The organism is Lentzea pudingi, assembly GCF_014646255.1.
In the GTDB taxonomy this organism is placed as follows: Bacteria; Actinomycetota; Actinomycetes; order Mycobacteriales; family Pseudonocardiaceae; genus Lentzea; species Lentzea pudingi.
In genome coordinates, this window is record NZ_BMNC01000006.1 from 598,670 (window position 1) to 622,856 (window position 24,187).

Consider the following 24,187-nt stretch of genomic DNA (forward strand, 5'->3'; position numbering starts at 1 on the left):
CCAGCTTTCGCGTGCACGGGTGACCAGTCGATCCCCTAGTCGGCTGATTCCAGTTTGCGGACGAGCCAGTCGTGGAAACCGCCGATGTGGTGCTCCGAGGGCACCAGCACCCCGCCATGCGCATAGGCACGTGAGGCCATCGCGGGCTGACATCGCTCGCAGGCTTCGAAGTCCTGTTCGTTCACCCGGTGGAACAGCTCGACCGAGCGAGAGACGTCACGGCCGGTGTCGACCACTTCCTTGGCGTAGAGCCAATCGCACTCGACGACCGTCCGGTCCGCCGCCAGCGGGTACATGCGGTGCAGGATCACGTGGTCCGGCACGAGGTTGATGAACACCTGCGGCCTGATGGTGATCGCGTAGTACTTCCGGTCGCGTTCCTCTTCCAGGGCAGAGAGTTTCTCGAACCCCTCGCCGCCGTCGACGGTGAAACCCTTGATCTCGTCACCGAACTCCGCGCCGTGCCCGACGTAGTACTGGGCCGCGTAGCCGCCGGCGAACTCGGGCAGCACCTCGGTGAGCTCGGGGTGGATCGTCGCGCAGTGGTAGCACTCCATGAAGTTCTCGATGATCAGCTTCCAGTTGGCCTTGACGTCGTAGACGATCCGCCTGCCCACGGACAACCGGTCGATCTCGTACCCGTCGATGCCGTCGAGTGAGCCCAAACGTTCTGTCACGGCACTGAGGACGTCGTCCTCGAAGCTCGGAGGATTCTCGGCGAGATTCACCCACACGTAGCCGAGCCATTCGCGCAAGTGCACCTTCGTCAGTCCGTACGCAACGCGATCGACGTCCGGCATAGAGGTGAGATTGGGTGCGGCGATCAGGTTTCCGTCCAACGCGTAGGTCCAGGCGTGATAAGGGCACTGGAACGCCCGTTTGACGCTGCCGGCCTCGTCGACGCAGATCCGCGCGCCGCGATGCCGGCAGACGTTCAGGAACGCGTTGAGACCGCCCTTGCGGTCACGGGCGATGAGCACGCTCTCCCGTCCGACCTGCACCGTGCGGAAGTCGCCTGGGTTCGGGAGGTCGCCCGACCTCACCGCGCAGAACCACATCTCCTCGAAGATGTTCGCCTGTTCCCGCGCGAAGATCGCGGGGTCGGTGTAGTAGCGGCCCTCGAGGGTCGGGATCAGGCTGCCGGTCATTCTCCGCCTCTCAGACGAGCAGGGTCGAACAGGCCGATCGGGTGCCGCGTGGCCCCGTCGATCACGAGGTCGGCGAGGATCTCGCCGACGACGGGCACGAACTTGAAGCCGTGCCCCGAGAAGCCGCACGCCACCGTCACGTCGTTCTCGCGGGCGATGACGAAGTGCCGGTCGGCGGTGTTGGTGTACATGCAGGTCGTGGCGCGCCGGAACGTGCCGGCGAGGCCGGGCATCGGTGACCTGGTGGCGCGCACGATCGCCTCGACCTCGTGGGCGTGCACCGTGCGGTCGATGGTCTCGGGCGTGCAGATCTCGCCGCCGTGGTGGAACGCGACCTTCACCGCGCCGTCGTGCTCGGGGAAGCCGTAGAAGTTCGTGCCGTCCGCACGGTCCCAGATGTAGATCGGGTGGTCCCGGAAGTCGTCGTGGGGATCGAAGTAGAACTGGACCTGACGTTCGATCTCAAACGGGATTCGTAGTCCTCCCAACAGTTCCGGTGCCCACGGACCAGGACACACCACGACGTGCCCTGCCTCGTAGGCGCCGCGGGTCGTGGTGACCTTCCCCGCCTCCCAGTGCGTCACCGGCTCCTCGAAGCGCAGTTCGGCACCCGCACGTGCGGCGAGCGCGAGGTGGCCCCACACGGACGTCTCCGGCACGACGAAGCCCGCGCCGGGTTCGTACAGCCCGATCTCGTCGTCGGCCGGTCTCAGCGCGGGGAAACGCCGGCGGAGCTGGGACGCGTCGAGCAGCTCGTGTGTCAGACCGAACTGCTCGACGCTCGCCCGGCTACCCGTGATGGCGCCGCTGTCCTGACCGCCGACGATGAGCCCGCCGACGCGGTGGAAGATCCGCTCGCCGCTGTCGCACTCGATCTGGTCCCACATCTCGTGGGCCCGCAGCAGCAACGGCACGTACGCGGGATCCTCGAAGTAGGCCTGCCTCGTGATGCGCGACCCGCCGTGGCTCGACCCGCGAGCGTGGGCGGGCGTGAACTTCTCCAGTCCCAGCACGCGCTTCCCGCGCTGGGCGAGCCGGTACGCGGCGGCACTGCCCATGCCGCCGAGCCCGATGACGACGACGTCGTAGGTCACCCGCGGAGCCGCTTCATCTCGGGGTCGAACAACGGTTCCTGTGCCGGCCGGGCCTTGACCCGTTGCCCGAAGTACTCGATCTCGACCTCGTCGTCGATCTCGCTCGGCAGCCAGGCGTAGGCGATGTTGAGGCCGGTCGTGTACCCGTAGGCGGCGCTCGTGACGTAGCCGACCGGTTCGCCCTGGTGGAACACGGGTTCGCTGCCGAGGACGACGCTGTGCGGGTCGTCGATCGTGAGGCACGTGAGCTTCTTGGTCGAGGTGAGGTTGTGCAGGGACCCCTTGCCGAGGAACTCCTTGTCCTGCCGCACCGCGAATCCCAGCCCCGCCTCGAACGGGTCGTGCTCGGTCGTCACGTCCGTGCCCCACGACCGGTAGCCCTTCTCCAGGCGCAGGCTGTTGAACGCGCCGCGCCCGGCGGCGATGACCCCGTGCCCCTGCCCGGCCTCCCACAGCGTGTCCCAGAGCTTCGGACCGAGGTCCGCGGTGGTGTAGAGCTCCCAGCCGAGTTCGCCCACATAGGACAGTCGCAGCGCCGTCACCGGGACGTTCTTGATGAACGCCTTCTGCGCGGTGAAGTAGCCCTTCCGCGTGTCGAGGGTGTGCGGGATGTCGTTGATCAGGTCACGGGCTTTGGGACCCCACAGGCCGATGCAGCACGTTCCGGCCGTGATGTCCCTGATGAAGACGTCGTCCGGCGCGTGCCGGGTGAGCCAGTCGAGGTCGAGGTTGCCGTTCGCGCCGACCTGGAACGTCGTGGCGTCGAGGCGCGCGATCGTCAGGTCGCTGCGCACGCCGCCCTGCTCGTCCAGCAGCAGCGTGTAGACGACCGCGCCGGGCTTGCGGTTGAGGTTGTTGGTCGTCATGTGCTGCAGGAACTCGAGCACTCCCGGCCCGCCGACCTCCAGCCGTTTCAACGGCGTCATGTCGAACAGCGCGACCCGCTTGCGCGTCACCAGTGCCTCGGCCCCGCAGATCGGCGACCAGAACCGGCTCGCCCACTCACCTCGTGCGGGCACCTCGGCGACCTCGGGGAGATCGGCGTTGGCCTCGTACCAGTGCGGCCGTTCCCAGCCGGACGCCTCCAGGAAGCACGCGCCGAGCTCCTGTTGACGGCCGTAGAACGGGCTCGTGCGGATCGGCCGCGGGCTTTCCATGGGCTGCAACGGGTGCAGCACGTCGTAGACCTCGACGAAGTTCTGGCAGCCGCGTTCCAGCACGTAGTCCGGCGCCAGCTGCACCTGCTCGAACCGGTTGAGGTCGCTCGAGTGCAGGTCCAGCTCCGGCTGCCCGTCGACGATCCACTCGGCCACCGACCGCGCGACACCGGCGGAGTGCGTGATCCAGACGGCCTCCGCGACCCAGAAGCCCTTCAGGCCGGGGTGCTCGCCCAGCAACGGCATCCCGTCGCTGGTGAACGAGAACAGCCCGTTGAAGCCGCGGTCGACGCCGGCCTCGGCCAGCGCGGGGATGAGGTTCACCGCCGACTCCCAGGACGGCTCGAAGTCCTCCTTGGTGAACGGCAGCTCCGAGCCGGTGATGTCGTGCGCGGGGATCGGCATGGGCTTGTGCCCGTACGCGCCGATGCCCAGCGCCTGGCCGTGCGAGCGGAAGTACAGGTCGGCTTCCTGGTGGCGCAGGATCGGCTGGCGTGCCAACGCCTCCGCGTCAGCGTTCAGGTCGCCGGTGAACGCGTACTGGTGGGCCATGGGCACGAGCGGCACGGTCAGCCCGACCATCTCGCCCAGCACCGGCCCCCACATCCCGGCACACGAGACCACGATGTCGGCTGCGAAGACATCGGTCTCGGTCCGCACCCCGGTGACCCGGTCGCCGGCGGTTTCGACCGCGACGACCTTCTGCCCGAACTCGAACCGCGCCCCGCGTTCGATCGCGCGCCGGGCCTGGACCTCGGCGGCCTGCACCGGCCTAGCGAGGCCGTCGGTGGGGATCAGGAACCCGCCGAGCACCTGGTCGCGGTCGAGCAACGGGTGCAGCCGCGCGACCTCGTCCGCGTCGATCAGGCGGCTGTGGACACCCCACGACGTGGCCCAGCCGTGCCGGCGGCTCAGGTCCGCGAGCCGTGTCTCCGAGGTCGCGATCTCCAGGCCGCCGACCTGGTCGAAGCAGCCCAGCGCGGTGTACTTCTCGACGGTGTAGCGAGCGAACTGCGTCATGCTGCGGCAGGAGTTGGTCTGGAAGACCAGGCCGGGCGCGTGCCCGCTGGACCCGCCGGCCGCGAGCCCCGCCGCCTGGTCCAGAACCGTGACGTCGGTGAAGCCTCTTTCGGTGAGCTCGTCGGCCAGCGCGCACCCGACGATCCCCGCCCCCACGAGCACCACGCGAGGCACTGCACCAGGCATCAGGACACCCCTTCGCCACAGTTGCGAGTAACAGAACTCGTTCCGCTATCTGCAACAAATTGCGGCTCGCGGGTCCGGCTGTCAATACCGCCGTTCGCGCGATCAACGTCGGTTGGTCCGCGGAACCGGGCAAACGGGTAGGTTCCGCGCATGGACTCGATCACCCTGCACACGATGGCGCGCAGGTACCTGATGAGCCGCAACGAGAAGCTGCACGCCGAGTACGCCGAACTCCCGAACGACGGCCGGTTCCTCCTCGGCTACACGAAGGAAGCCAAGCAGATCTACCCCCGGTACAACGTGGTGGACGCGATGCTCTCCGAGGTCGAACGCCTGGACCCCGACGACCTGCCCTCGCCCGACGTGGTGGCCGACGCCCTCAGCACCGCCGCCGCGACGGCCCAGTCGGCCTTCACCACCCGCCTGAGCCGGACCGAGAAGAAGGCGACCGCCGAGGAACGCGAGCTGTTCGGCGAAGCGATCCAGGTCTGGTCGAACGACGAGGACCTCGCGGTGGAGCCGCTGCCCTACTGGCGCGTCCTCCGGGACGAAGAGGCAGAGGGATGGCACCACCGGTTGGCGGAACGGTGGGACGCGCAGGGGACCACATGGCATCCGATGATCGGCGGGGACGTCCCGGCGGGCGTGCTCGTGGTGAGCGCCGCCGCGGTGACGGAAGGCCCCGGCACGGAAAAGGTCCGCGACGCTCTGCGGGACATGGGGGTGCACCGGGTGGTCGAGCTCAGGGAGCACGGTGATCCGGGCTCCCTCATCGGCCTCGACGCGTTCGAACCGACCTACACCGGAGCTGAGGGGATCTGGACCGACGAGACTCTCGACTGGGTCGCGTACGCCTCGCACGAGTCGTCGGTGGCGTTCGGCGGCACACTCGCCGAACGCCTCCGCACCTCCTGGCCGGACCACGCCGACTGGGGCTGGGCCCCCTGGTCGGATCAGCCGGCGAAGTAGCCGAGCTGCGCCGAGAGGTCCGCCGCCGCCGTCGACATCGTCGGCACGATCTGGCCGACCCGCTCCCGCGACAACCGGTACGACGGCCCGGACGCGCTCATCGCCGCCACCACCTCACCCCGGTGCCCGCGCACCGGCACGGCCACCGCGTGCAGCCCGAGCTCCAGTTCCTCGAAGCACGCCGCGTACCCCTGCGACGCGACCTCCTCCAGTTCCGAGAGCAGCCGTGACGCGTCCACGACCGTGTTCTCGGTGTAGGAGTCGAGCGGCAACGACGCGAGGCGCGCGCGCTCGTCCGCCGGCAGGTAGGCGAGCAGGACCTTGCCGGACGAGGTGGCGTGCAGGGGCGTGCGCTGGCCGATCCAGTTCACGGCGGAGACGGCCGCGGAGCCGCGGGCCTGGGTGATGTTGATGGCGACGCCGGCGTCGTGCACGGCGATGTTGACGGTCTCGCCGAACGAGTCCGCGAGGGTCTGGCAGACGGGCTGGCCCAGCTTGGTGAGGTCCATGCGGCCGGTGGCGGCACCGGCCAGCCGGACCACGCCGAAACCGATGGCGTACTTGCCCCTCTCACCGAGCTGCTCCACCAGGCCTCGTGACTCCAGCACGGAGACGAGTCTGGACACCGTGGACTTGTGCACACCCAGCTCACCAGCGATTTCGGTGATACCGGCCTCGCCTTGGGCCAGCAGTTCGAGCACGCTGATGGCCCTGTCGACGGACTGCACCTGAGCTGCCGAGTCGGAGTTGCCCATCGCGCAACAGTAATCGACAGGCAAAACAACCTGCTGGACTATTGACGGCGGGTCTCCGGAGCCGCACATTGTGTTGCGTCATTCGGAACGTGTGTCGCGTCACGCAACGGAGGCCGACGATGATCCGCGCCTGCGCTCTCATGGACCTGCCCCCAGGGGAGGCGGTTCGCATCGTCGGCCCTCATGCGCCGATAGGCCTATTCAACGTCGACGGCGTCATCTACGCCATCGACGACACCTGCACCCACCAGGACGCGTCGCTGAGCGAGGGCTGGCTGGAAGGCTGCTTCGTGGAGTGCCCGCTGCACGCCGCGAGCTTCGACCTTCGCACCGGCGAGCCCACCGGTCTCCCCGCCAAGAGACCGGTGAAGACCCATCCCGTCCTTGTGGAGGATGGAGAGGTCTATGTCGATGTCGAAGTGAACAAGGACGTGGCGTGAAGACCATCGCGATCATCGGCGCCTCACTGGCCGGTCTGAGGTCGGCGCAGGCACTGCGCCAACAGGGGTTCGACGGACGGATCGTCGTCGTCGGCGACGAGGTCCACCTCCCCTACGACCGGCCCCCTCTCTCGAAGGACTTCCTCCTCGGCAAGGTCGAGGCGGTGCCGCTCGCGGACCAGGAGGACCTCGACGCGCTGAACGTGGAGTGGCGCCTCGGCGTGCGGGCGACCGGGTTGCTCTCCGCCCGGGAGGTCTCGCTCAGCGACGACTCGACGGTCGAGGCCGACGGCATCGTCATCGCGACGGGTGGCCTGCCGCGCACGATTCCCGGCACACGCGTCCTGCGCACGCTGGACGACGCGATCAAGCTCCGCGAGGCGTTCGGCACCGCGCAGCACGTCGGCATCATCGGCGCCGGCTTCATCGGGGCTGAGATCGCCTCCAGTGCGCGCGCTCTGGGCAAGGACGTCACGGTCGTCGAAGCGCTCCCCACGCCTCTCACGCGTGTCCTGGGCGCCGAGATGGGTGCCGCATGTGGACACCTGCACGGCGACCACGGATCAACGTTGATCACGGGAATCAATGTTGACTCGGTCAACGTCGACGGCGGAATCAACCTCGCTGATGGACGGATCGTCCACGCCGACGTCGTCGTCGCGGGCATCGGCGCGCGGCCGGCGACGGACTGGCTCACCGGCGGACCGGTCAACCTCGACAACGGCGTCCTGTGCGACGCCGGCGGCGTGACGAACGTGCGGAACATCGTCGCGGTCGGCGACGTCGCGAACTGCGCGGGACACCGCGCCGAGCACTGGACGAGTGCGACCGAACAGGCACAGGTCGCCACCCGCAACCTGCTCGCGGGCGAGACCGTCGCGACGCACACCGGCGGCGGTTACGTCTGGTCCGACCAGTACGGGGTGCGAATCCAGTTCATCGGGCGAGCGACGGACGACGTTCGCGTCGAAGATGGGTCCATCGAGGACAGGAAGTTCGTGGCGACCTATCGAGACGGTGACAACCCCGACGACGTCGTCGGCATCGTGGCCATGAGCAACGCACGACTCTTCACCCGGCTCCGCCGGAACCTGAAGTAACGGTCGTCACGGTTTACCGCCACCGGCGACCGGATATATCCGAGTGTCCTTCGTGGACACACGATCCAGGGAGGCAGTCCGTGTCGCCGGTGCGGCAGATCATCAACCCCTTCGACCAGAGCGTCATCACCGAGGTCGAGGAGCAGACCCGCGACCAGGCCCTGGCGGCGATCGCCAGGGCGAGAACCGCCTTCGACCACGGCGACTGGCAGCACTCGAGCCCCGAGCACCGCGCCGCCGTGCTGAACCGAGTCGCGGACCTCCTGGAACGCGACAAGGAGGACATCGCCCGCACCGAGACGCTCGACACCGGCAAGACGCTGGTCGAGAGCCGCATCGACGTGGACGACGTCGCCGCAGTGTTCCGCTACTACGGCAACCTCGCCGGACTGCTGCACCCGAAGATCGTCCAGGGCGTCCCGGACGGCGTCATCAGCCGCATCGACTACGAGCCCGTCGGCGTGTGCGGCCTGATCGCCCCCTGGAACTACCCGCTGCTGCAGGTGTCGTGGAAGATCGCGCCGGCCCTGCTCGCGGGCAACACGCTGGTGGCCAAGCCCAGCGAGATCACGCCGCTGAGCACCATCAAGCTGTTCGAGCTCCTGCAGGAGGCCGGGCTGCCCGACGGCGTCGCGAACCTCGTCCTCGGCACCGGGCCCGAGGTCGGCGCGCCGCTCTCCGAGCACCCCGACGTCGACCTGGTCTCGTTCACCGGCAGCCTCGCGACCGGCCAGCGGATCATGGCGTCGGCCGCGAAGACCGTGAAGAAGGTCGCGCTCGAGCTCGGCGGCAAGAACCCGAACATCGTCTTCGCGGACGCCGACATCGACGTCGCCGTCGACTACGCGCTCACCGCCGCGTTCTTCCACGCGGGCCAGGTCTGCTCGTCCGGCACGCGGCTCATCGTGCACAGCAGCGTCTACGACGACTTCGTGGGCGAGGTCGCGCGCCGGGCCGACCTCATCAAGCTGGGCAACGGTTTCGACGAGGACACCGAGTCCGGGCCGCTCGTCTCCGCCGAGCACCGGGCCAAGGTCGAGAGCTACGTCGAGATCGCGAAGCAGGAGGGCGCGACCCTCAAGGCCGGCGGCAGGCGTCCCGAAGAGGCCGAGCTGCAGAACGGTTTCTTCTTCCGCCCCACCGTCTACGCGGACTGCACGCGGGACATGAAGCTGGTCCAGGACGAGACGTTCGGCCCGATCATCACGGCCGAGCGCTTCGAGACCGAGGAGGAGGCGATCATGCTCGGCAACGACACCGAGTACGGCCTCGCCGGCGGTGTCTGGAGCCAGGACCTCGAGAAGGCGCAGCGCGTCGTGAAGAAGCTCCGCCACGGCACGGTCTGGGTCAACGAGTTCGGCCCGTACCTGCCGCAGGCCGAGTGGGGCGGATTCAAGCGCTCGGGCGTCGGCCGCGAGCTCGGCACCGCGGGCCTGCACGAGTACACCGAGCCCAAGCACGTGTACCAGAACCTCAAGCCTGAAGCCCAGAACTGGTTCGCGCGAAGGGACTCCAAGTGACCGCGTACGACTACGTGATCGTCGGCGGCGGAACGGCGGGCTGCGTGCTCGCGGCGAGGCTCACCGAGGACGAGAACGTCACGGTCGCGGTCATCGAGGGCGGCCCGTCCGACGTCGGTGACGAGAAGATCCTGAATCTGCGCAACTGGATCAACCTGCTCGAGACCGAGTACGACTACGACTACCCGACGGTCGAGCAGCCGCGCGGCAACTCGCACATCCGGCACAGCCGCGCGAAGGTGCTCGGCGGGTGCTCCAGCCACAACACGCTGATCTGCTTCCAGCCGCTGCCGCAGGACCTCGACGACTGGGGCCACGGCTGGACGTGGGACGCGGTCGGCCCGTACTGGGACAAGGTCCAGCTCAACATCATCCCGGTGGCGGAGAAGGACCGGAACCCGATCGCCGAGGACTTCGTTGCCGCCGCGCGGCAGGCCACGGGCGTCCCGGAGATCGACGACTTCAACGCCGAGCCGTTCCAGGACGGCGTGGGCTTCTTCTCCATCGCGTACCACCCGGAGAAGAACAACCAGCGTTCTTCGGCGTCCACGGCGTACGTGCACCCGATCCTGGAGCGCAAGAACCTCACGCTGCTCCTGAACACGTGGACCAGCAAGATCGAGTTCGACGGCACCCGCGCGATCGGCGTGCACACGGACAAGGGTTATGTCGAGGCCGACAAAGAGGTCCTGCTCTGCGCGGGCGCGATCGACACGCCGCGGCTGCTGATGCTCTCGGGCATCGGTGACGCCGAGCACCTGAGCAGCATCGGCATCGAGCCGAAGCACGACCTGCCCGGCGTCGGCGAGAACCTGCTCGACCACCCGGAGTCGGTCATCGTCTGGGAGACCACGAAGCCGCTGCCGGAGAACTCGGTGATGGACTCGGACGCCGGCCTGTTCATCCGGCGCGACTCCTCCGACCCGCGGCCGGACCTGATGTTCCACTTCTACCAGATTCCCTTCACCACCAACACGGAACGCCTCGGCCACCCGGTGGTGGAGCACGGGGTCTGCATGACGCCGAACATCCCCAGGCCGCACAGCAAGGGCAAGCTGTGGCTGAAGTCCAGCGACCCCGCCGAGAAGCCCGCGCTCGACTTCGGCTACTTCACCAACCCCGACGGGTACGACGAGCAGACCCTGGTCGACGGGTTCCGGATCGCGCGCGAGATCGCCGGGCAGGAGCCGCTGAAGTCGTGGCTCAAGAGGGAGATCGCACCGGGCCCGGACATCACGAGCGACGAGGCCCTCTCGGAGTACGGCCGGAGAGCGGCCCACACCGTCTACCACCCGGCCGGCACGTGCGCCATCGGGTCCGTTGTGGACGGTGACCTCAAGGTCATCGGACTCGAAGGCCTCCGGGTCGTCGACGCGTCCGTGTTCCCCACCATGCCCACCGTGAACCCGATGGTCACGGTGCTCATGATTGGAGAACGCGCCGCGGACCTGATCAAGGAGGCGTGAGTGACGACAGCGGAAGACAGGCTCAAGGATCTCGGCTACACCTCGGAGTTCAAGCGGGACATGAGTCCCTGGGCGAACTTCTCGCTGGGCTTCACCTACCTCTCCCCCGTGGTCAGCACGTACACGCTGTTCGGCGTCGCGCTCGCCCTGGGCGGCCCGCCGATGATCTGGAGCTTCGTCGTCGCGGGCATCGGCCAGTTCCTGGTCGCGCTCATCTTCGGCGAACTCGTGGCGCAATACCCGGTGGCAGGCGGCGTGTACCCCTGGGCGCGCCGCCTGTGGGGCAAGCGCTGGGCGTGGATGACCGGCTGGGTGTACATGATCGCCCTGCTGGTCACGATCGCGTCCGTCAGTTACGGCGCGGGTCCTTACCTGGCAACGCTTCTGGGCTACACGGCCAACGTCGGCAACACGGTGCTGTGCGCGATCGCGATCATCGTGGTCTCGACGCTCATCAACTACGCCGGCACGAAGGTGCTGAGCTGGGCCGCGATCTTCGGGTTCGCCGCGGAGATCGTCGGCGCGCTCGTGGTCGGCATCTGGCTGCTCGTCGACAACCGGGTGCACGGTCTGGGCGTGCTGTTCGACAGCTTCGGCGCGCAGGGCTCCGGCAGCTACCTGCCCGCGTTCTTCGCGGCGGGCATCATCGGTCTCTACCAGTACTACGGCTTCGAGGCGTGCGGTGACACCGCGGAAGAGGTCAAGGACCCCGGCCGCGTCATCCCGAAGGCCATGCGCCGCACCATCTACATCGGCGGCGCGGCGGCCACGTTCGCGTGCCTGTCGCTGCTGCTCGCGGTGCCGGACTTCGGCAAGGTCATCTCCGGTGAGGACGCCGACCCGGTCACGAACATCCTGACCAACGCGTTCGGCCCGGTCGGCTACAAGATCGTGATCGGCGTCGTGCTGATCTCGTTCCTGTCCTGCACGATGTCGCTGCAGGCAGCGGCATCGCGCCTGACGTACTCCTACGCCCGCGACAAGATGGTGTTCGGGCACAGGGCACTCGCGAAGTTCAACAAGAAGCGCCACATCCCACCGTACGCGCTGGCGCTGGCCGGCATCATCCCGGCGGTCATCGTGGTCGCGTCGATGCTGTCCACGAACGCGCTGGACAAGATCGTGTCGTTCGCGACGCTCGGCATCTACCTGGGCTTCCAGATGGTCGTGTTCGCGGCGCTGCGGGCGAGGCTCAAGGGCTGGACGCCGTCGGGCGAGTTCACGCTCGGCCGGTGGGGCCTGGTCGTCAACGTGCTGGCGCTCGCGTACGGCGTCGCGGCGATGGTGAACATGGTGTGGCCGCGCACCCCGGACGCGCCCTGGTACGACAACTACGTCGTGATCCTCAGCGGCACGCTCGTGGTCGGCATCGGCCTGGTCTACATGCTGATCGCCAAGCCGTTCGGCAACTCCGACGCGGCGGCGGGCGACGCGGTGCCGGACTCAGCCCTGCAGACGAAGTAGCCGCAGGGCGAGCTGCACCTCCAGCACGCGGTCCGGCGACTGCCAGTCGCCGAGCAGCGACGAGACCCGGTCGAGCCGTTGCGTGACCGTGTTGACGTGGAGGTGCAGCTCCGCCTTGGCACGGCTCAGGTTCGCGCCGCAGCGGAAGTAGACCTCCAGCGTGTGCACCAGTTCCGTGCCGCGCTCGGAGTCGTAGTCCAGCACCGGGCCGAGCACCGACCGCACATAGCCCGAGACGTCGGCCCGGTCGCCCAGCAGCACGCCGACGAACCCGAGGTCGTCCATCGTCGCGGCGTCCTTCTCGCGGCCCAGCTGCCGCAACGCCTTCAGGCACCGCCGGGCCTCCTCGTAGGCCGCCGCGATCGCCACCGGTCCCGCGACCGGCCCGCACGCGCCCACCGTCGCGTCCAGCGCCTTCGCCACCTCGCGCGCCACGTGCGTGGACACCGAGGGCAACGCCAGCACGACGTCCCGGCCGCGCGACCCGGCCAGTCCCCTGTGGACGGACGCGTAGTGCGTCGCCCCGGAAAGGTTCCCATCGGCGACCAGCACGACGTGCGGGTCGGAGAGCTCGACGCCCACCCGCCGTGCCCGCGCCAGCAGCCCGACCGCGTCCCGGCCGTCCAGGATGTCGGTGATCAGCTCACCGCGGACCTTGTTCTCCGCCTCGGCCACGGTTCGCCGCAGCAGCAACAACAACGCCGTGACCGCCGCCGACCGCTCGAACACCCGCCGGTCCGCGTCGGTCAGATCCGGGCGGCCCGCCAACGCGATCCCGCCCAGCAGCTCCGATCCGGCCAGCACCGCGCACACCCACTCCCCGGAGAGCAGCACGGCACGTCCCGCGGCCCGCACGGCGGCGGGCGGCACGGTGTCGAGCACCTCGACCGGTCCGCCGAGCAACTCCCCCACCGCGGCGGCGACCTCGGCCGAGGAACCACCGCGCAGCACCAGGTCCGTGAGCCGGTCGTGGGCCTCCTCGGCCCGTTTCATGGCCTCGTTGTGAGACTGGATCGTCGCGAACAACGACGCCGTGTCGATCGCGATGGCCGCGTGGTCGGCCAGCGACTGCAGCAGCGCGACCTCCTCGGCGGGGAACTCGCGCGTGGTCCGGTCCGCCGCGTAGAGCACGCCGATGACCTTCGAGTCGAGCTTCAGCGGCACGCCCAGGATCGCCGTCAGGCCCTCGTCGTGCACCGCCGAGTCGATCGGGTTCGTGTGGTTGAACCGGGCGTCCCCGAAGTAGTCGGACGTCGCGTACGGGCGCGCGGTCTGCGCGACCAGCCCGCCGAGCCCCTCGCCGAGTCCGAGCCTGACCTTCTGGAACAACGGCGAGAACGACCCGTCCGTCACCCGCATGTAGGTGCCGGCCGGGTCGTTCATCGACAGGTAGGAGACGTCGGTGCCGAGCAGCGTCCGCGCTCGGCGCACGATCGAGCGGAGCACCGCGTCCGGGTCTCGCATGCCCGCGAGCTCGGACGCGGTCTCGAACAACGCCGCCAGTTCGGCCTCACGCCGTCGTGTCACACGGTTACCCTGTCACGTTCCTCCAGATCCGCACCACGGGTCTCCCGGGCGAACGCGATCGCGACCACCGTGATCACGCAGGTGATCAGCACGTAGACGGCGATGGGGAACGAGGACTTGTACGCCTGCAGCAACGCGGTCGCGATGAGCGGGGCCAGCGCGCCGGCCACGATCGACGCGAGCTGGTAGCCGACCGACGCACCCGAGTAGCGGACCCGTGTTCCGAACAGCTCCGAGAAGAACGCGGCCTGCGGGCCGTACATCGCGCCGTGCAGCACCAGTCCGACCGTCGTCGCCACCGTGATCAGGACGGGGTCGCGGGTGTCGAGCAACGCGAAGAACGCGAAGATCCACGCGGCCATGCCGACCGCGCCGACGAGGTAGATCGACCGCCGCCCGAACCTGTCCGAGAGATGACCCCACACCGGGATCGTGATCAGGTGCACCGCCGACGCGATCAGCACGGCGTTGAGCCCCACCGACTTCGACAGCCCGAGCCCGGTCACGACGTAGACCAGGATGAACGCCGTGATCACGTAGTACGACACGTTCTCGGCGAACCGCGCGCCCATCGCGATCAGGACCTCGCGCCAGTTGTGCTTGAGCAGCAGCAATGCGGGCGCCTTCTCCGGCTCGGAACCCTTCTCCTTGGCCGCCTTCTCCTGCGCCGCCAGGAAGATGGGCGACTCGGACACCGACAGCCTGATCCACAGCCCGATCACCACGAGGACGCCGGAGAGCAGGAACGGGACCCGCCAGCCCCACGCGAGGAAGGCCTCGTCCGACTGCACCGCCGCGAGCACCGCCAGCACACCGGTCGCGAGCAGGTTCCCGCACGGCACACCGGCCTGCGGCCACGAGGCCCAGAACCCGCGCCGCTTCGGGTCACCGTGCTCCGACACGATCAGCACGGCACCGCCCCACTCGCCACCGAGCGCGAAGCCCTGCACGAGCCGCAGCAACGTCAGCAGCACCGGTGCCAGCACACCCACCGACGCGTACGTCGGCAGCACGCCCATCAGCATCGTCGCGCCACCCATCAGCAGCAACGACAGCACCAGCAACTTCTTGCGGCCCAGGCGATCCCCGTAGTGGCCGAAGACGAGGCCACCCAGCGGCCGTGCCAGGAAGCCGATCGCGTACGTGGTGAACGCGAGCAGCGTGCCCGTCAGCGGGTCCGCGGTGGGGAAGAACAGCTTGTTGAACACCAGGGCGGCTGCCGAGCCGTAGAGGAAGAAGTCGTACCACTCGACAGTTGTCCCGATGAGCGAAGCGCCTACCACTTTTTTGATCATCGACAACTCCTCATTGAGCTGACCAGCCGCCATCGACGGCCAACGACGTACCGGTGACAAAACTGCTGCCGCACAACCACAGCACGGCGTCGGCGACCTCGGAGGGTTCGATCAGCCGCTTCACCGCGCTGCGCTGCAGGAAGATCTGGGACGAGACGTCGTCCTCGGAGATGCCGTGCAGGCGCGCCTGATCGGCGATCTGCTTCTCCACCAACGGGGTCCGCACGTATCCGGGCGCCACGCAGTTCGACGTCACGCCGTGCGGAGCGCCTTCGAGAGCAGCGACCTTGGAGAACCCCTCGAGGCCGTGCTTCGCGGCGACATAAGCGGATTTGAACGCGGACGCGCGCAGTCCGTGCACGCTGGAGATGTGGATCAGCCGGCCCCAGCCGCGGTCGTACATGTGCGGCAGGACGTGCTGGGTGAGCCGGAACGCCGCCCCCAGCATCAGCTCGACCATCGCCGAGAAGCGCTCGGCGGGGAACTCGTGGATGGGCGCGACGTGCTGCACGCCGGCGTTGTTGACCAGGACGTCGATCTCGTCGGGCAGCGCGGCCACGGAACCGGTCAGGTCGACCACGTGACCGACACCACCAAGCTCCTCCGCGAGAGGGAGTACCTGGGGGTCGCGGTCGACCAGGTGGACCTTCGCGCCCTCGGCGGCCAGTGCGCGGGCGCAGGCCAGGCCGATACCGCTCGCGGCTCCGGTGACCAGCGCGCTGTGACCCGTGACACTCGACATAGCCGGAAACGGTAGGCGTCACACGGCGTCATCGACATGTGGTGCACCCATATAACGCCTGGTCACAAGATGGCTTTAGCCAACATTTAGCGTCTCTGAGGCATATCTGGCAAGAAGACCGGGTATAGAGGCGTAAGCTCCCGTCACCTGAACGGGGGAAGATCCGTACGAGGGGGATGCACGATGTCCACGACGCCTATTTACGACGACCTCCTGCGCGAGCTCGAAGGCATCGCACAGGAGGCCGGTCCGACCGCTTCGGAGCCCACGCCCGAACCGGTCAAGTCGTAAGAACTACTTCGGAGGGGCGATCAGCTCGGCCGGCACCGGCTCGTCCTTGCTGATCAGGTCGAACAGCTGCGACGCCTTCTCCTTGTTCCACTGCACGACCGACTGGCCGCCGATCGTCGGGGTCCCCCCGACCGGCACGGTCCCGCTCGCCGCGCCGCTCATGTTGAGCGCGACGCTCAGCAGGTGCCACAGGTGGTCGTCCTGGTTGACGGACACCGAACCGGAGGCCGCGTTCATCAGGGGGATGGCGCGGAACGGGTTCGCGAGCGTCGCCGGGCTCTTCACCTTCTCGAAGAGCGCGTTGAGGAACTGGCGCTGGTTCTGCACGCGCTGCAGGTCGGCCGTCGCGAACGCGCGGGTGCGCACGAACCCGAGCGCCTGCGGTCCGTCGAGCTCCTGGCAGCCCGCGGGCAGGTCGATGCCGGCCAGCGGGTCCTTGATCGGCTGGTCGAGGCAGATGTCCACGCCGCCGACCGCGTCGACCATGTCGGAGAACCCGCCGAAGCCGATCTCCATGTAGTGGTCGATCCGCACACCGGTCGCGCCCTCGACGGTCTGCACGAGCATCTGCGGGCCACCGAACGCGTACGCCGCGTTGACCTTGTTGCGGCCGTTCCCCGGGATCGCGACGTAGGAGTCGCGCGGGATCGACAGCAGCACCGGCTTGGCCGCGCTGTTGTCCGGCAGGTGCAGCATCATGATGGTGTCGGTGCGCCGTCCCGCCGCGTCACCGGTGGCCAGCGCGTCCCTCTGCTCCTGCGTCAGGCCGTCCCGCGCGTCCGATCCGACGAGCAGCCACGTGGTGCCCGGTGTCTCGGCGGGCCGGCCCTCGTAGTCGGGCAGCGCGTTGATCCGCGTCAGCGTCGAGTCGACGTAGAACCCGAATCCGACGGTGCCCAGAACCAGGACGAGCAGCAGCACCAAGATGACGCGTCCAGGACGCCTCTTCTTCTTCATCGGCCGCTGCGGCGGCATGGGACGCCGCGGCTGCTGGTAGCCGTGGTGATACCCAGCGCTCATGTGTCGCCAACCCCGATCGCTTTAGTTCCGCTTTGCAACTAGGGACGTCGTTCGTCCCTCCAGGTTGCGAGGAAACCTACCTGGGTGGCAGCACCAACGCCTCGAACAGGCGGTCTGCCTCGGCCGACGGGTCGTCGGTCCAGCCCGTGTGGGTCGGCGAGGTCTGCACGATCGTGCTGCGCGGCGCGGTCAGCCAGCGGAACCGCTGCCCGATCGTCGTCCGGCTGACCGGCCCGGCCGCCGCGCTGCCGTCGCACGAGTTCGTCAGGTGCGCCAGCGACGACTCGAGCACCTCGACGTCGAGGTGCGGGTCCAGCACCCGCAGCCGGTCACCGTCCACAAAGGTCTTGGCACACAGGAAGTCCAGTGGCGCGCAGTAGACGAGGACGCCGACGTTCATGAACTCGCCCCGCTCCTGCCGCGGCACCGCGCGCAGCAGCGCGTACTCAAACACGTGCGGCACGCGCGGCCTCCAGCGAGTCGACCCAGCCGCGGTTCCGCAGGCGGTAGGTGAAGAAGTCCTTGTAACGCTGGCGAAGTTCCACCGGATCGCCTTCGAGCCACTCGTCGGGCACCAGCGCGAGCACCTCGTCGAGCACCTCCGGCGTGACCTTAGCGGCCAGCTCGGCGTCCACTTCGGACAGCGTACCCGCGTTGGGCAGCATCGCGTGGTCCGACGAGTCGTAGCGATATTCCTTGGTGGCCGGGCGTTCCTCGCTCCACGAGTAGTGGAAGTACAGCGCGGCGCCGTGGTCGATCAGCCACGGTTCGCGGTGCCACAGCAGCATGTTCGGGTTGCGCCAGCTGCGGTCGACGTTGAGCACCAGCGCGTCGAACCACAGCAGCCGCGTCGCGAGCTCGGTGCCGGGGTCGCGCACGACCGGGTTGAAGTCGAACGAGCCGGGCAGGTAGTCGAGTCCGAGGTTGAGGCCGCCGCTCGCGCGCAGCAGCTCCTGGACCTCCTGGTCGGGTTCCGCGCGGGCCAGCTCCGGGTCGAGGCGCACCAGGACGATCTCCGGTATCCGGAAGCCCAGCCGCCGCGCGAGCTCGCCGACGACGATCTCGGCGACCAAAACCTTCACGCCCTGCCCGGCGCCGCGGAACTTCACCACGTACATACCCAGGTCGTCGGCCTCGACCAGTCCCGGCATCGACCCGCCCTCGCGGAACGGGGTGACGTACCGGGTGGCCGTGACCTCCCTCAGAGAACTCCCTGCCACATTCACTGGCGCATGATCACACGAACGCCCGCCCGAAGCCGAGCCGAATACGGGCTGCTAGGAGGCCAGCGCCGCGAAGTAGGCGGCCTGACCTGCCTTGTTCGGGTGGCAGGAGTCGGCGGTCGGGCTGACCAGCCCGTGGATCCACGGCTCGTCCGCGCACACGCCGTGGTCCGCAAACGCTTCCCTCACGTCCACGTGGCGCGCACCGGCGCGTTCGGCCGACGTAGGAACCGGCGCCCGCACCGGACGCGTAGGAGTCGCCGAGTGCGACGTACTCCGGCGCGATCGGTACGGGTGCCAGCAAAGCGACAGCGAGTACTCCGGCCATCAGACTCAGACAGCCGGAGTACCACTGTGGACGGTCGAGCTGATGGGGTCAACCCAGTCGGGTGGGCAGCACGCAGACCGGGATCGCGGTCTGCAGGGCCGTGCCGGACGGGGTCAGCCCGCCCGTGGCCTTGTCGACCTTGAACGACGTGACGTTGTTCGAGTTCTGGTTGGCCGCGAACAGCAACGACCCGGTCGGGTCGAACGTGATGTGCCGCGGGTACTTGCCGCCGACCGCCGTGGTGCCGGCCAGGGTGAGCCCGGTGGCGCCGACCGTGAAGTGCGCGATGCTGTCGTGCCCGCGGTTCGACAGGTAGACGTGCTTGCCGTCGGCGGAGACCAGCACCTCGGCCGGGTAGTTCGTCGGACTACCAGACGGCACGGTCTTGAGCACTTGACCCGGTGTGAGGGTCCCGTTCGCGTAGGAGCAGGTCACGATGGTCGAGTCCAGCTCGTTCGCGACGTACGCGGTCTTGCCGTCCGGGTGGAACGCGATGTGCCGTGGTCCGGCGCCCGGCTTGACCTTCGCCTGCGAGACCTGGGTGAGCTTCCCGCCGGTGAACGAGTAGACGAACACGGAGTCCGCGCCCAAGTCGACGGCGGCGGCGTACTTGCCGGCCGGGTCGAACACGATGTGGTGGGCGTGCGGGCCCTCCTGGCGTTCCTTGTTCGGCCCGGACCCCTTGTGCTGCACCTTCTGTGTGCGCGCGCCGAGGCTGCCGTCCGCGTTCACCGGGAAGACGCTGAGCGAGCCGGACGAGTAGTCCGCCGTGATCAGGTACTTCCCGGACGGGTCGAGCGTCAGGTGGCACGGGTCGGCGCCACCGGTCGCCTGCTTGTTGATCACTTTCAGCGTGACCGCGTTGATCGCGGTGACCTCGCCCTTGGTGTTCTCGTTGACGGCGTAGAGGAACCTGCCGTCCCGCGACTCGATCACGAACGACGGGTTGACCACGCCGGTGATCACGCCTGTGGTCCTGAGCTGCCCGGACACGGAGTCGTAGGTGCCGATGCCGATGCCCTTGGCACCGCCGCTCCACGTCGTGTAGGCACCGAAGAACACTCTCCGGGTGGCGGCGGCCGCCTCAGCGGTTCCTCCGGTCATCAGCAGTCCAGCTCCTACGCCCATGGCTCCGAGAAAACGTCGCCGGTCCACAACCACGTCCGCACCTCCGGTAAGACTTTGCGGCGGCGGCGTAGCCCACACTGGCCTAGACCATCACGGCCAGGCAATAGGCGCAATCAAGATTGCACCTATTGCAACGGGTCGTTCGAGATCAAGCGGGCCTTCTCGGCCTCGAGGTCGTAGGCGGGTGCCGGGAACTTCGGGGCCATCTCGCGCATGGTCTCCAGCAGCAACCGGCTGATCGCCCAGTTCCGGTACCACTTGCGATCCGACGGGACGGCGTACCAGGGCGTGTCCCGGCAGTTCTTGAGCGCCTGCGTGTAGGCGTCCTGGTACTTCGACCACTTCGAGCGGACGTCGATGTCGGCCGGGTTGTACTTCCAGTTCTTCCTCGGGTCGTCCAGGCGCGCGAGCAGCCGTTCCTTCTGGACCTCCGGCGAGATGTGCAGGAAGCACTTGATCAGCGTGACGCCGGAGTCCGCGAGTTCGCGCTCGAAGGCGTTGATCTCCTTGTAACGCCCGCGCAGCTCCGCGGCCGTGAGCAGACGTTCTACTTTGGGCACGAGGACGTCTTCGTAGTGGGAGCGGTCGAACGCGCCGATGCGCCCCTTCTCGGGCAACACCTTCTTGATGCGCCAGAGGAAGTGCTGACGGCTTTCGGCGGGGGTCGGTTTCTTGAACGACGCGATGCGTACACCCTGCGGGTTCACCAGACCCATGACGTGGCTGACCACGCCGCCCTTGCCCGAGGTGTCCATGCCCTGCAGCACGAGCAGGACCGCGCGGGAGTCCTCCGCGTACAGCGCCTCCTGCAGACCGTCCAGCTCCTCGCCGGTGGCGACCAGGTCCTCGGCCGCCTCCTTCTTGGTCTTGGGGCCGATGGGCCGGCCTGCCGGGTCGAGGGTGGAGAGGTCCACCTCATCGAGTCGCAGGGCATCACGAACCGACTTCTTCGCCATCAACTGACCGTAGCGATTCACCGCCCAGTCTGCCTGCTGTGCACGAAACAACCACTGATTGATGCATCTACGCAACGAACTGAGGCAGTACGCAATGCTTCACGGTCGAAATCGCTTGTCCGCGCCCCTAGCCTTGGAGGATGACCGCCATCGCTGAGCACAACGCCACCACCAGCGCTGACTACGTCGCCCTCGACGAGGAGTGGAGCACGCACAACTACCACCCGCTGCCGGTGGTCATCTCGCACGGCGAGGGTTCGTGGGTCACCGACGTCGAGGGACGCCGCTACCTGGACTTCCTGTCCGGCTACTCGTCGCTGAACTTCGGGCACCGCCACCCCGCCCTGGTGGCCGCCGCCGTCGAGCAGCTCGGCCGCGTCACGCTGACCAGCCGCGCGTTCCACCACGACCAGTTCGGCCTGTTCTGCCAGGAGCTGGCCGCCCTGACCGGCACCGAGATGGTGCTCGCGATGAACTCCGGCGCCGAGGCCGTCGAGTCCGCGATCAAGGTCGCGCGCAAGTGGGCCTACCAGGTCAAACGCGTGCCGGAGGGCACCGCGGAGATCATCGTCGCCGGGTCCAACTTCCACGGTCGCACCACGACGATCGTGTCGTTCTCGACCGACGACACCGCTCGCAACGACTTCGGTCCGTTCACGCCCGGCTTCAAGGTCGTGAAGTACGGGGCGCTGGACGAGATCGAGTCCGCGATCACCCCGCGGACCGCCGCCGTGCTGCTGGAGCCGATCCAGGGCGAGGCCGGCGTGGTCGTGCCGCCCGCCGGGTACCTGGCCGGGATCCGCCGCCTGTGCGACGACAACGACGTGCTGATGATCGCCGACGAGATCCAGTCCGGGCTCGGCCGCACCGGCGAGCTGTTCGCGCTCGACCACGAGGGCGTGCGCGCCGACCTCTACACCCTCGGCAAGGCGCTGGGCGGCGGCATCCTGCCGGTGTCCGCGGTGGTCGGGTCGCAGGCGGTGCTGGGCGTGCTGAAGCCCGGTGAGCACGGGTCGACGTTCGGCGGCAACCCGCTCGCGTGCGCCGTGGGCCGTGGTGTCGTGCGGCTGCTGGCGACCGGTGAGTTCCAGCAGCGGTCGCGCGACCTGGGCGCCTACCTGCACGCGGAGCTGAACAAGCTGGTGGGCCACGGAGTGGCGGAGGTGCGCGGGCGCGGGCTGTGGGCCGGCGTCGAGATCGCACCCGGCGGGCCGGTCGGGCGCGCCGCGTCGGAGGCCCTGGCCACGCGGGGGGTCCTGTGCAAGGAGACGCACGCGTCGACGTTGCGCGTCGCGCCGCCGCTGGTGATCACCCGCGACGAGATCGACCTCGGTGTGCGGGCGATCGCAGAGGTCGTTCGTCCCGTTTAGAGTGATTTCCGCTCGTAGCCAGGTCACAAATGCGGCGGATGAGCCTCCTGGTTCGTCCGCCGCATGCATCATGACTCTTATGGGTGAACGGGTGCGAGCTGAAGCCGCTGCGGCTCTAGGCCGTTGGATCGAGCCTGAAGAGGTCTACGCCGAGGGGCGCGCGTTGCGGTCCTCAGTGGACTTCAAGGCGCACCGCACGATGTCGCTCGCCCCGGACCGCCCGTCCGTGCTGGAGTTCCTGCGGGCCACCAACGAGGGCCGGCTGGAGAACCTGGTCCCGTTGCGGGTCGGCCGGATGCTCGGGAACCCGTTCGCGTTCTTCCGCGGCGCGGCCGGGCTGCAGGCGGGCGATCTCGCCGCCGGCTGCTCGACCGGCCTTCACGCTCAGTTGTGCGGTGATGCACACGCAGCGAACTTCGGGCTCTACGGCACGCCCGAGGGCCAGATCGTCATGGACATCAACGACTTCGACGAGACGCTGCCCGGCCCGTGGGAGTGGGACCTCAAACGGCTCGTGGCGTCGCTGGTGCTGGCCGGACGCGTCGGTGGTGTGTCGGACAAGGGCTGCCGCGACGCCGCCGAGGACGCCGTGAGCGCCTACCGGGACACGATCAAGCACCTCGCGGAGCTCCCGTTCCTGGACTCGTGGACCGCTCTGGGCGACGAGTCGACGCTGTCGAAGGTGAAGGCCGACGACCTGCTCAACGACTTCTCCAAGGCCGCCGAGAAGTCGCGCAAGAACACCAGCGCGAAGTTCGCCGCGAAGTGGACCGCGCACGACGGCGAGAAGTGGCGGTTCGTCACGAACCCGCCGACGTTCACCGAGGCCACTCCCCCGACGAAGGCGGCGGTGATCGCCTCGCTGCCGTCCTACGTGGACACCCTGCGCGAGTCGCGGACCAACCTGATCATGCGCTACGGCGTGTCGGACGTGGCGTTCCGCGTCGTCGGCACCGGCAGCGTCGGCCTGCGCAACTACCTGATCCTGTTGCACGGCAACGGCTCCGAAGCGCTGGTGCTGCAGGCCAAGGAAGCCCGGCCCTCCGCCTTGCAGCCGTTCCTCGACGTCGAGCCGCCCAAGCACGAGGGCAAGCGGATCGTGCACGGCGCCCGGCTCGTCCAGGCGGAGACGGACATCCTGCTGGGCTGGACGACCATCGAGGGCCGCCACTTCATCGTGCGGCAGTTCCGCAACCGCAAGGGCGAGATCGACCCGACGAGGCTCAAGCGCGACGACCTCGACGACTACGGCCGCTTCGCCGGCGCCCTGCTGGCCCGCGCGCACACGCGTTCACTCGACCCGCGACTGCTCGCCGGGTACTTCCAGAACGGCGGCGGCGACGACCTCGACGAGGCGTTCGCCAAGTACGCGTTCGACTACGCCGACCAGACCGAGGCGGACCACGAGGAACTGACGAGGCTGGTCAGGAGCGGGAAGCTGCCCGCGCTCGTCGAGGACCGCTGACGCGCCCTCAGGCCCCCGCCCGCGAGGTGACCTAGCCTGGCGGTATGAAGATCCGCCGCGCCGCCTCCCCCGACGACGTGTTCGCCGCCGCGCACCTGTTCGACGCGCCGCCGCGGCCGGACGCGACCGCTCGGTTCCTGGCGCAGGATCACAGCCACCTGCTGATCGCCTACGTCGCCGACCAGCCCGCCGGGTTCGTGTCCGGGGTGGAGACCACGCACCCGGACAAGGGCACCGAGATGTTCCTCTACGAGCTGGGCGTGGACGACGCCTTCCTCCGTCGCGGCATCGGCACAGCTCTGGTGGAGGCGTTGAAAGCCCTTGCGGTGGAACGGGGTTGCTACGCGATGTGGACCGGCACCGCCGCGGGGGACGCGGCGGCGCAGGCCACCTACAAGAGGGCGGGCGGGTCGGTCGACGACGGCGCCTTCGTGGGCTGGGACCTGGAGGCCTAGACCCTAGGTGTACTTGGCCAACACGTTGGTGACGGTGTGTCGGCTTGATCATGGGTGAGGCCTCCGGG

The 24,187-nt window shown here is 68.4% G+C and carries 22 protein-coding genes; 9 read left to right on the forward strand and 13 right to left on the reverse strand.

Translation table 11 applies throughout. From position 1 onward, the window contains the following. Positions 1-35: 35 nt before the first annotated feature. From IEY88_RS24690 to IEY88_RS24700, 3 genes are read right to left on the reverse strand one after another with little or no spacing between them, the layout of a single operon-like run. The gene (locus IEY88_RS24690; protein ID WP_189157170.1) at positions 36-1,148 is read right to left on the reverse strand and encodes an aromatic ring-hydroxylating oxygenase subunit alpha; all 1,113 of its coding nucleotides are present in this window, start codon (positions 1,146-1,148) and stop codon (positions 36-38) included. Further along, the gene (solA, locus tag IEY88_RS24695; protein ID WP_268241262.1) at positions 1,145-2,242 is read right to left on the reverse strand and encodes an N-methyl-L-tryptophan oxidase; all 1,098 of its coding nucleotides are present in this window, start codon (positions 2,240-2,242) and stop codon (positions 1,145-1,147) included. The genes IEY88_RS24690 and solA overlap by 4 nt, the downstream gene beginning before the upstream one ends. After that, positions 2,239-4,605 (reverse strand): GcvT family protein, encoded by a 2,367-nt coding sequence (locus IEY88_RS24700; RefSeq protein WP_189157171.1) that lies wholly within the window; start codon positions 4,603-4,605, stop codon positions 2,239-2,241. The genes solA and IEY88_RS24700 overlap by 4 nt, the downstream gene beginning before the upstream one ends. Positions 4,606-4,755: 150 nt before the next feature. On the opposite strand from IEY88_RS24700, the gene IEY88_RS24705 reads away from it, so the two are divergent. Beyond that, the gene (locus IEY88_RS24705; RefSeq protein WP_189157172.1) at positions 4,756-5,574 is read left to right on the forward strand and encodes a hypothetical protein; all 819 of its coding nucleotides are present in this window, start codon (positions 4,756-4,758) and stop codon (positions 5,572-5,574) included. Here the strand turns inward: IEY88_RS24705 and IEY88_RS24710 are convergent. After that, the gene (locus IEY88_RS24710; RefSeq protein WP_189157173.1) at positions 5,559-6,329 is read right to left on the reverse strand and encodes an IclR family transcriptional regulator; all 771 of its coding nucleotides are present in this window, start codon (positions 6,327-6,329) and stop codon (positions 5,559-5,561) included. The genes IEY88_RS24705 and IEY88_RS24710 overlap by 16 nt on opposite strands. A gap of 119 nt (positions 6,330-6,448) precedes the next feature. Here IEY88_RS24710 and IEY88_RS24715 point away from each other — a divergent pair, with 119 nt between their 5' ends. The 5 genes from IEY88_RS24715 to IEY88_RS24735 all read left to right on the forward strand — a co-directional run bounded on the left by IEY88_RS24715 (position 6,449) and on the right by IEY88_RS24735 (position 12,319). Further along, complete coding sequence (locus IEY88_RS24715) at positions 6,449-6,769, forward strand: bifunctional 3-phenylpropionate/cinnamic acid dioxygenase ferredoxin subunit (RefSeq protein ID WP_189157174.1); 321 nt, start codon at positions 6,449-6,451, stop codon at positions 6,767-6,769. Further along, positions 6,766-7,869 carry an NAD(P)/FAD-dependent oxidoreductase gene (locus IEY88_RS24720; protein WP_189157175.1) on the forward strand — a complete coding sequence of 368 codons (1,104 nt, stop codon included), beginning with the start codon at positions 6,766-6,768 and terminating at the stop codon, positions 7,867-7,869. The genes IEY88_RS24715 and IEY88_RS24720 overlap by 4 nt, the downstream gene beginning before the upstream one ends. An 80-nt stretch (positions 7,870-7,949) precedes the next feature. Next, positions 7,950-9,389: an aldehyde dehydrogenase family protein gene (locus IEY88_RS24725; protein WP_229693709.1), complete on the forward strand. Its 1,440-nt coding sequence runs from the start codon at positions 7,950-7,952 to the stop codon at positions 9,387-9,389. After that, positions 9,386-10,855, forward strand: a complete 1,470-nt coding sequence (locus tag IEY88_RS24730) for a GMC family oxidoreductase (protein WP_229693710.1) — start codon at positions 9,386-9,388, stop codon at positions 10,853-10,855. The genes IEY88_RS24725 and IEY88_RS24730 overlap by 4 nt, the downstream gene beginning before the upstream one ends. Then, a complete protein-coding gene (locus IEY88_RS24735) occupies positions 10,856-12,319 on the forward strand; it encodes an APC family permease (protein ID WP_229693711.1) in 1,464 nt (487 codons plus the stop codon). It begins immediately after the preceding gene. Here IEY88_RS24735 and IEY88_RS24740 read toward each other — a convergent pair. The 9 genes from IEY88_RS24740 to IEY88_RS24775 all read right to left on the reverse strand — a co-directional run bounded on the left by IEY88_RS24740 (position 12,299) and on the right by IEY88_RS24775 (position 20,829). Continuing rightward, entirely contained in the window at positions 12,299-13,846 is a 1,548-nt protein-coding gene (locus tag IEY88_RS24740) for a helix-turn-helix domain-containing protein (protein WP_229693712.1), read from the reverse strand. The two genes, IEY88_RS24735 and IEY88_RS24740, sit on opposite strands and share 21 nt — an antisense overlap. Beyond that, positions 13,843-15,141 (reverse strand): MFS transporter, encoded by a 1,299-nt coding sequence (locus IEY88_RS24745; RefSeq protein ID WP_229693713.1) that lies wholly within the window; start codon positions 15,139-15,141, stop codon positions 13,843-13,845. Before IEY88_RS24745 ends, IEY88_RS24740 begins: the two co-directional genes overlap by 4 nt. A 10-nt stretch (positions 15,142-15,151) precedes the next feature. Continuing rightward, entirely contained in the window at positions 15,152-15,883 is a 732-nt protein-coding gene (locus IEY88_RS24750) for a 3-hydroxybutyrate dehydrogenase (protein ID WP_189157177.1), read from the reverse strand. Positions 15,884-16,177: 294 nt separating this feature from the next. Further along, on the reverse strand, positions 16,178-17,194 hold the full coding sequence (locus IEY88_RS24755) for an LCP family protein (protein ID WP_189157178.1): 1,017 nt from the start codon (positions 17,192-17,194) through the stop codon (positions 16,178-16,180). A gap of 76 nt (positions 17,195-17,270) precedes the next feature. Then, positions 17,271-17,657, reverse strand: coding sequence for a DUF3037 domain-containing protein (locus IEY88_RS24760; RefSeq protein WP_189157179.1), 387 nt, complete (start codon positions 17,655-17,657; stop codon positions 17,271-17,273). Then, the gene (locus tag IEY88_RS24765; RefSeq protein ID WP_189157180.1) at positions 17,641-18,420 is read right to left on the reverse strand and encodes a HipA family kinase; all 780 of its coding nucleotides are present in this window, start codon (positions 18,418-18,420) and stop codon (positions 17,641-17,643) included. Before IEY88_RS24765 ends, IEY88_RS24760 begins: the two co-directional genes overlap by 17 nt. Before the next feature lie 51 nt (positions 18,421-18,471). Then, positions 18,472-18,606: a hypothetical protein gene (locus IEY88_RS45155; RefSeq protein ID WP_268241263.1), complete on the reverse strand. Its 135-nt coding sequence runs from the start codon at positions 18,604-18,606 to the stop codon at positions 18,472-18,474. Positions 18,607-18,793: 187 nt separating this feature from the next. After that, positions 18,794-19,849: a lactonase family protein gene (locus IEY88_RS24770; protein ID WP_189157181.1), complete on the reverse strand. Its 1,056-nt coding sequence runs from the start codon at positions 19,847-19,849 to the stop codon at positions 18,794-18,796. Positions 19,850-19,998: 149 nt separating this feature from the next. Next, positions 19,999-20,829 carry a PPK2 family polyphosphate kinase gene (locus IEY88_RS24775; RefSeq protein ID WP_189157182.1) on the reverse strand — a complete coding sequence of 277 codons (831 nt, stop codon included), beginning with the start codon at positions 20,827-20,829 and terminating at the stop codon, positions 19,999-20,001. Positions 20,830-20,969: 140 nt separating this feature from the next. Between IEY88_RS24775 and rocD the strand changes: the two genes are divergently transcribed. The 3 genes from rocD to IEY88_RS24790 all read left to right on the forward strand — a co-directional run bounded on the left by rocD (position 20,970) and on the right by IEY88_RS24790 (position 24,119). Beyond that, a complete protein-coding gene (gene rocD, locus IEY88_RS24780; protein ID WP_189157183.1) occupies positions 20,970-22,199 on the forward strand; it encodes an ornithine--oxo-acid transaminase in 1,230 nt (409 codons plus the stop codon). A 79-nt stretch (positions 22,200-22,278) separates the two neighbouring features. Next, on the forward strand, positions 22,279-23,664 hold the full coding sequence (locus IEY88_RS24785; protein WP_189157184.1) for a DUF2252 domain-containing protein: 1,386 nt from the start codon (positions 22,279-22,281) through the stop codon (positions 23,662-23,664). A 44-nt stretch (positions 23,665-23,708) separates the two neighbouring features. Next, positions 23,709-24,119, forward strand: coding sequence for a GNAT family N-acetyltransferase (locus IEY88_RS24790; protein ID WP_189157185.1), 411 nt, complete (start codon positions 23,709-23,711; stop codon positions 24,117-24,119). Positions 24,120-24,187 lie beyond the last annotated feature (68 nt).

What these genes read in the sequence shown, in the direction of transcription:
- IEY88_RS24690 (WP_189157170.1), bottom strand. Translation starts at nt 1,148, where the DNA reads ATGACCGGCAGCCTGATCCCGACCCTCGAGGGCCGCTACTACACCGAC.
- IEY88_RS24710 (WP_189157173.1), bottom strand. Translation starts at nt 6,329, where the DNA reads ATGGGCAACTCCGACTCGGCAGCTCAGGTGCAGTCCGTCGACAGGGCC.
- IEY88_RS24755 (WP_189157178.1), bottom strand. Translation starts at nt 17,194, where the DNA reads ATGAGCGCTGGGTATCACCACGGCTACCAGCAGCCGCGGCGTCCCATG.
- IEY88_RS24785 (WP_189157184.1), top strand. Translation starts at nt 22,279, where the DNA reads ATGGGTGAACGGGTGCGAGCTGAAGCCGCTGCGGCTCTAGGCCGTTGG.
- IEY88_RS24750 (WP_189157177.1), bottom strand. Translation starts at nt 15,883, where the DNA reads ATGTCGAGTGTCACGGGTCACAGCGCGCTGGTCACCGGAGCCGCGAGC.
- IEY88_RS24700 (WP_189157171.1), bottom strand. Translation starts at nt 4,605, where the DNA reads ATGCCTGGTGCAGTGCCTCGCGTGGTGCTCGTGGGGGCGGGGATCGTC.
- rocD (WP_189157183.1), top strand. Translation starts at nt 20,970, where the DNA reads ATGACCGCCATCGCTGAGCACAACGCCACCACCAGCGCTGACTACGTC.
- IEY88_RS24705 (WP_189157172.1), top strand. Translation starts at nt 4,756, where the DNA reads ATGGACTCGATCACCCTGCACACGATGGCGCGCAGGTACCTGATGAGC.
- IEY88_RS24770 (WP_189157181.1), bottom strand. Translation starts at nt 19,849, where the DNA reads ATGACCGGAGGAACCGCTGAGGCGGCCGCCGCCACCCGGAGAGTGTTC.
- IEY88_RS24745 (WP_229693713.1), bottom strand. Translation starts at nt 15,141, where the DNA reads ATGATCAAAAAAGTGGTAGGCGCTTCGCTCATCGGGACAACTGTCGAG.
- IEY88_RS24775 (WP_189157182.1), bottom strand. Translation starts at nt 20,829, where the DNA reads ATGGCGAAGAAGTCGGTTCGTGATGCCCTGCGACTCGATGAGGTGGAC.
- IEY88_RS24790 (WP_189157185.1), top strand. Translation starts at nt 23,709, where the DNA reads ATGAAGATCCGCCGCGCCGCCTCCCCCGACGACGTGTTCGCCGCCGCG.
- IEY88_RS24715 (WP_189157174.1), top strand. Translation starts at nt 6,449, where the DNA reads ATGATCCGCGCCTGCGCTCTCATGGACCTGCCCCCAGGGGAGGCGGTT.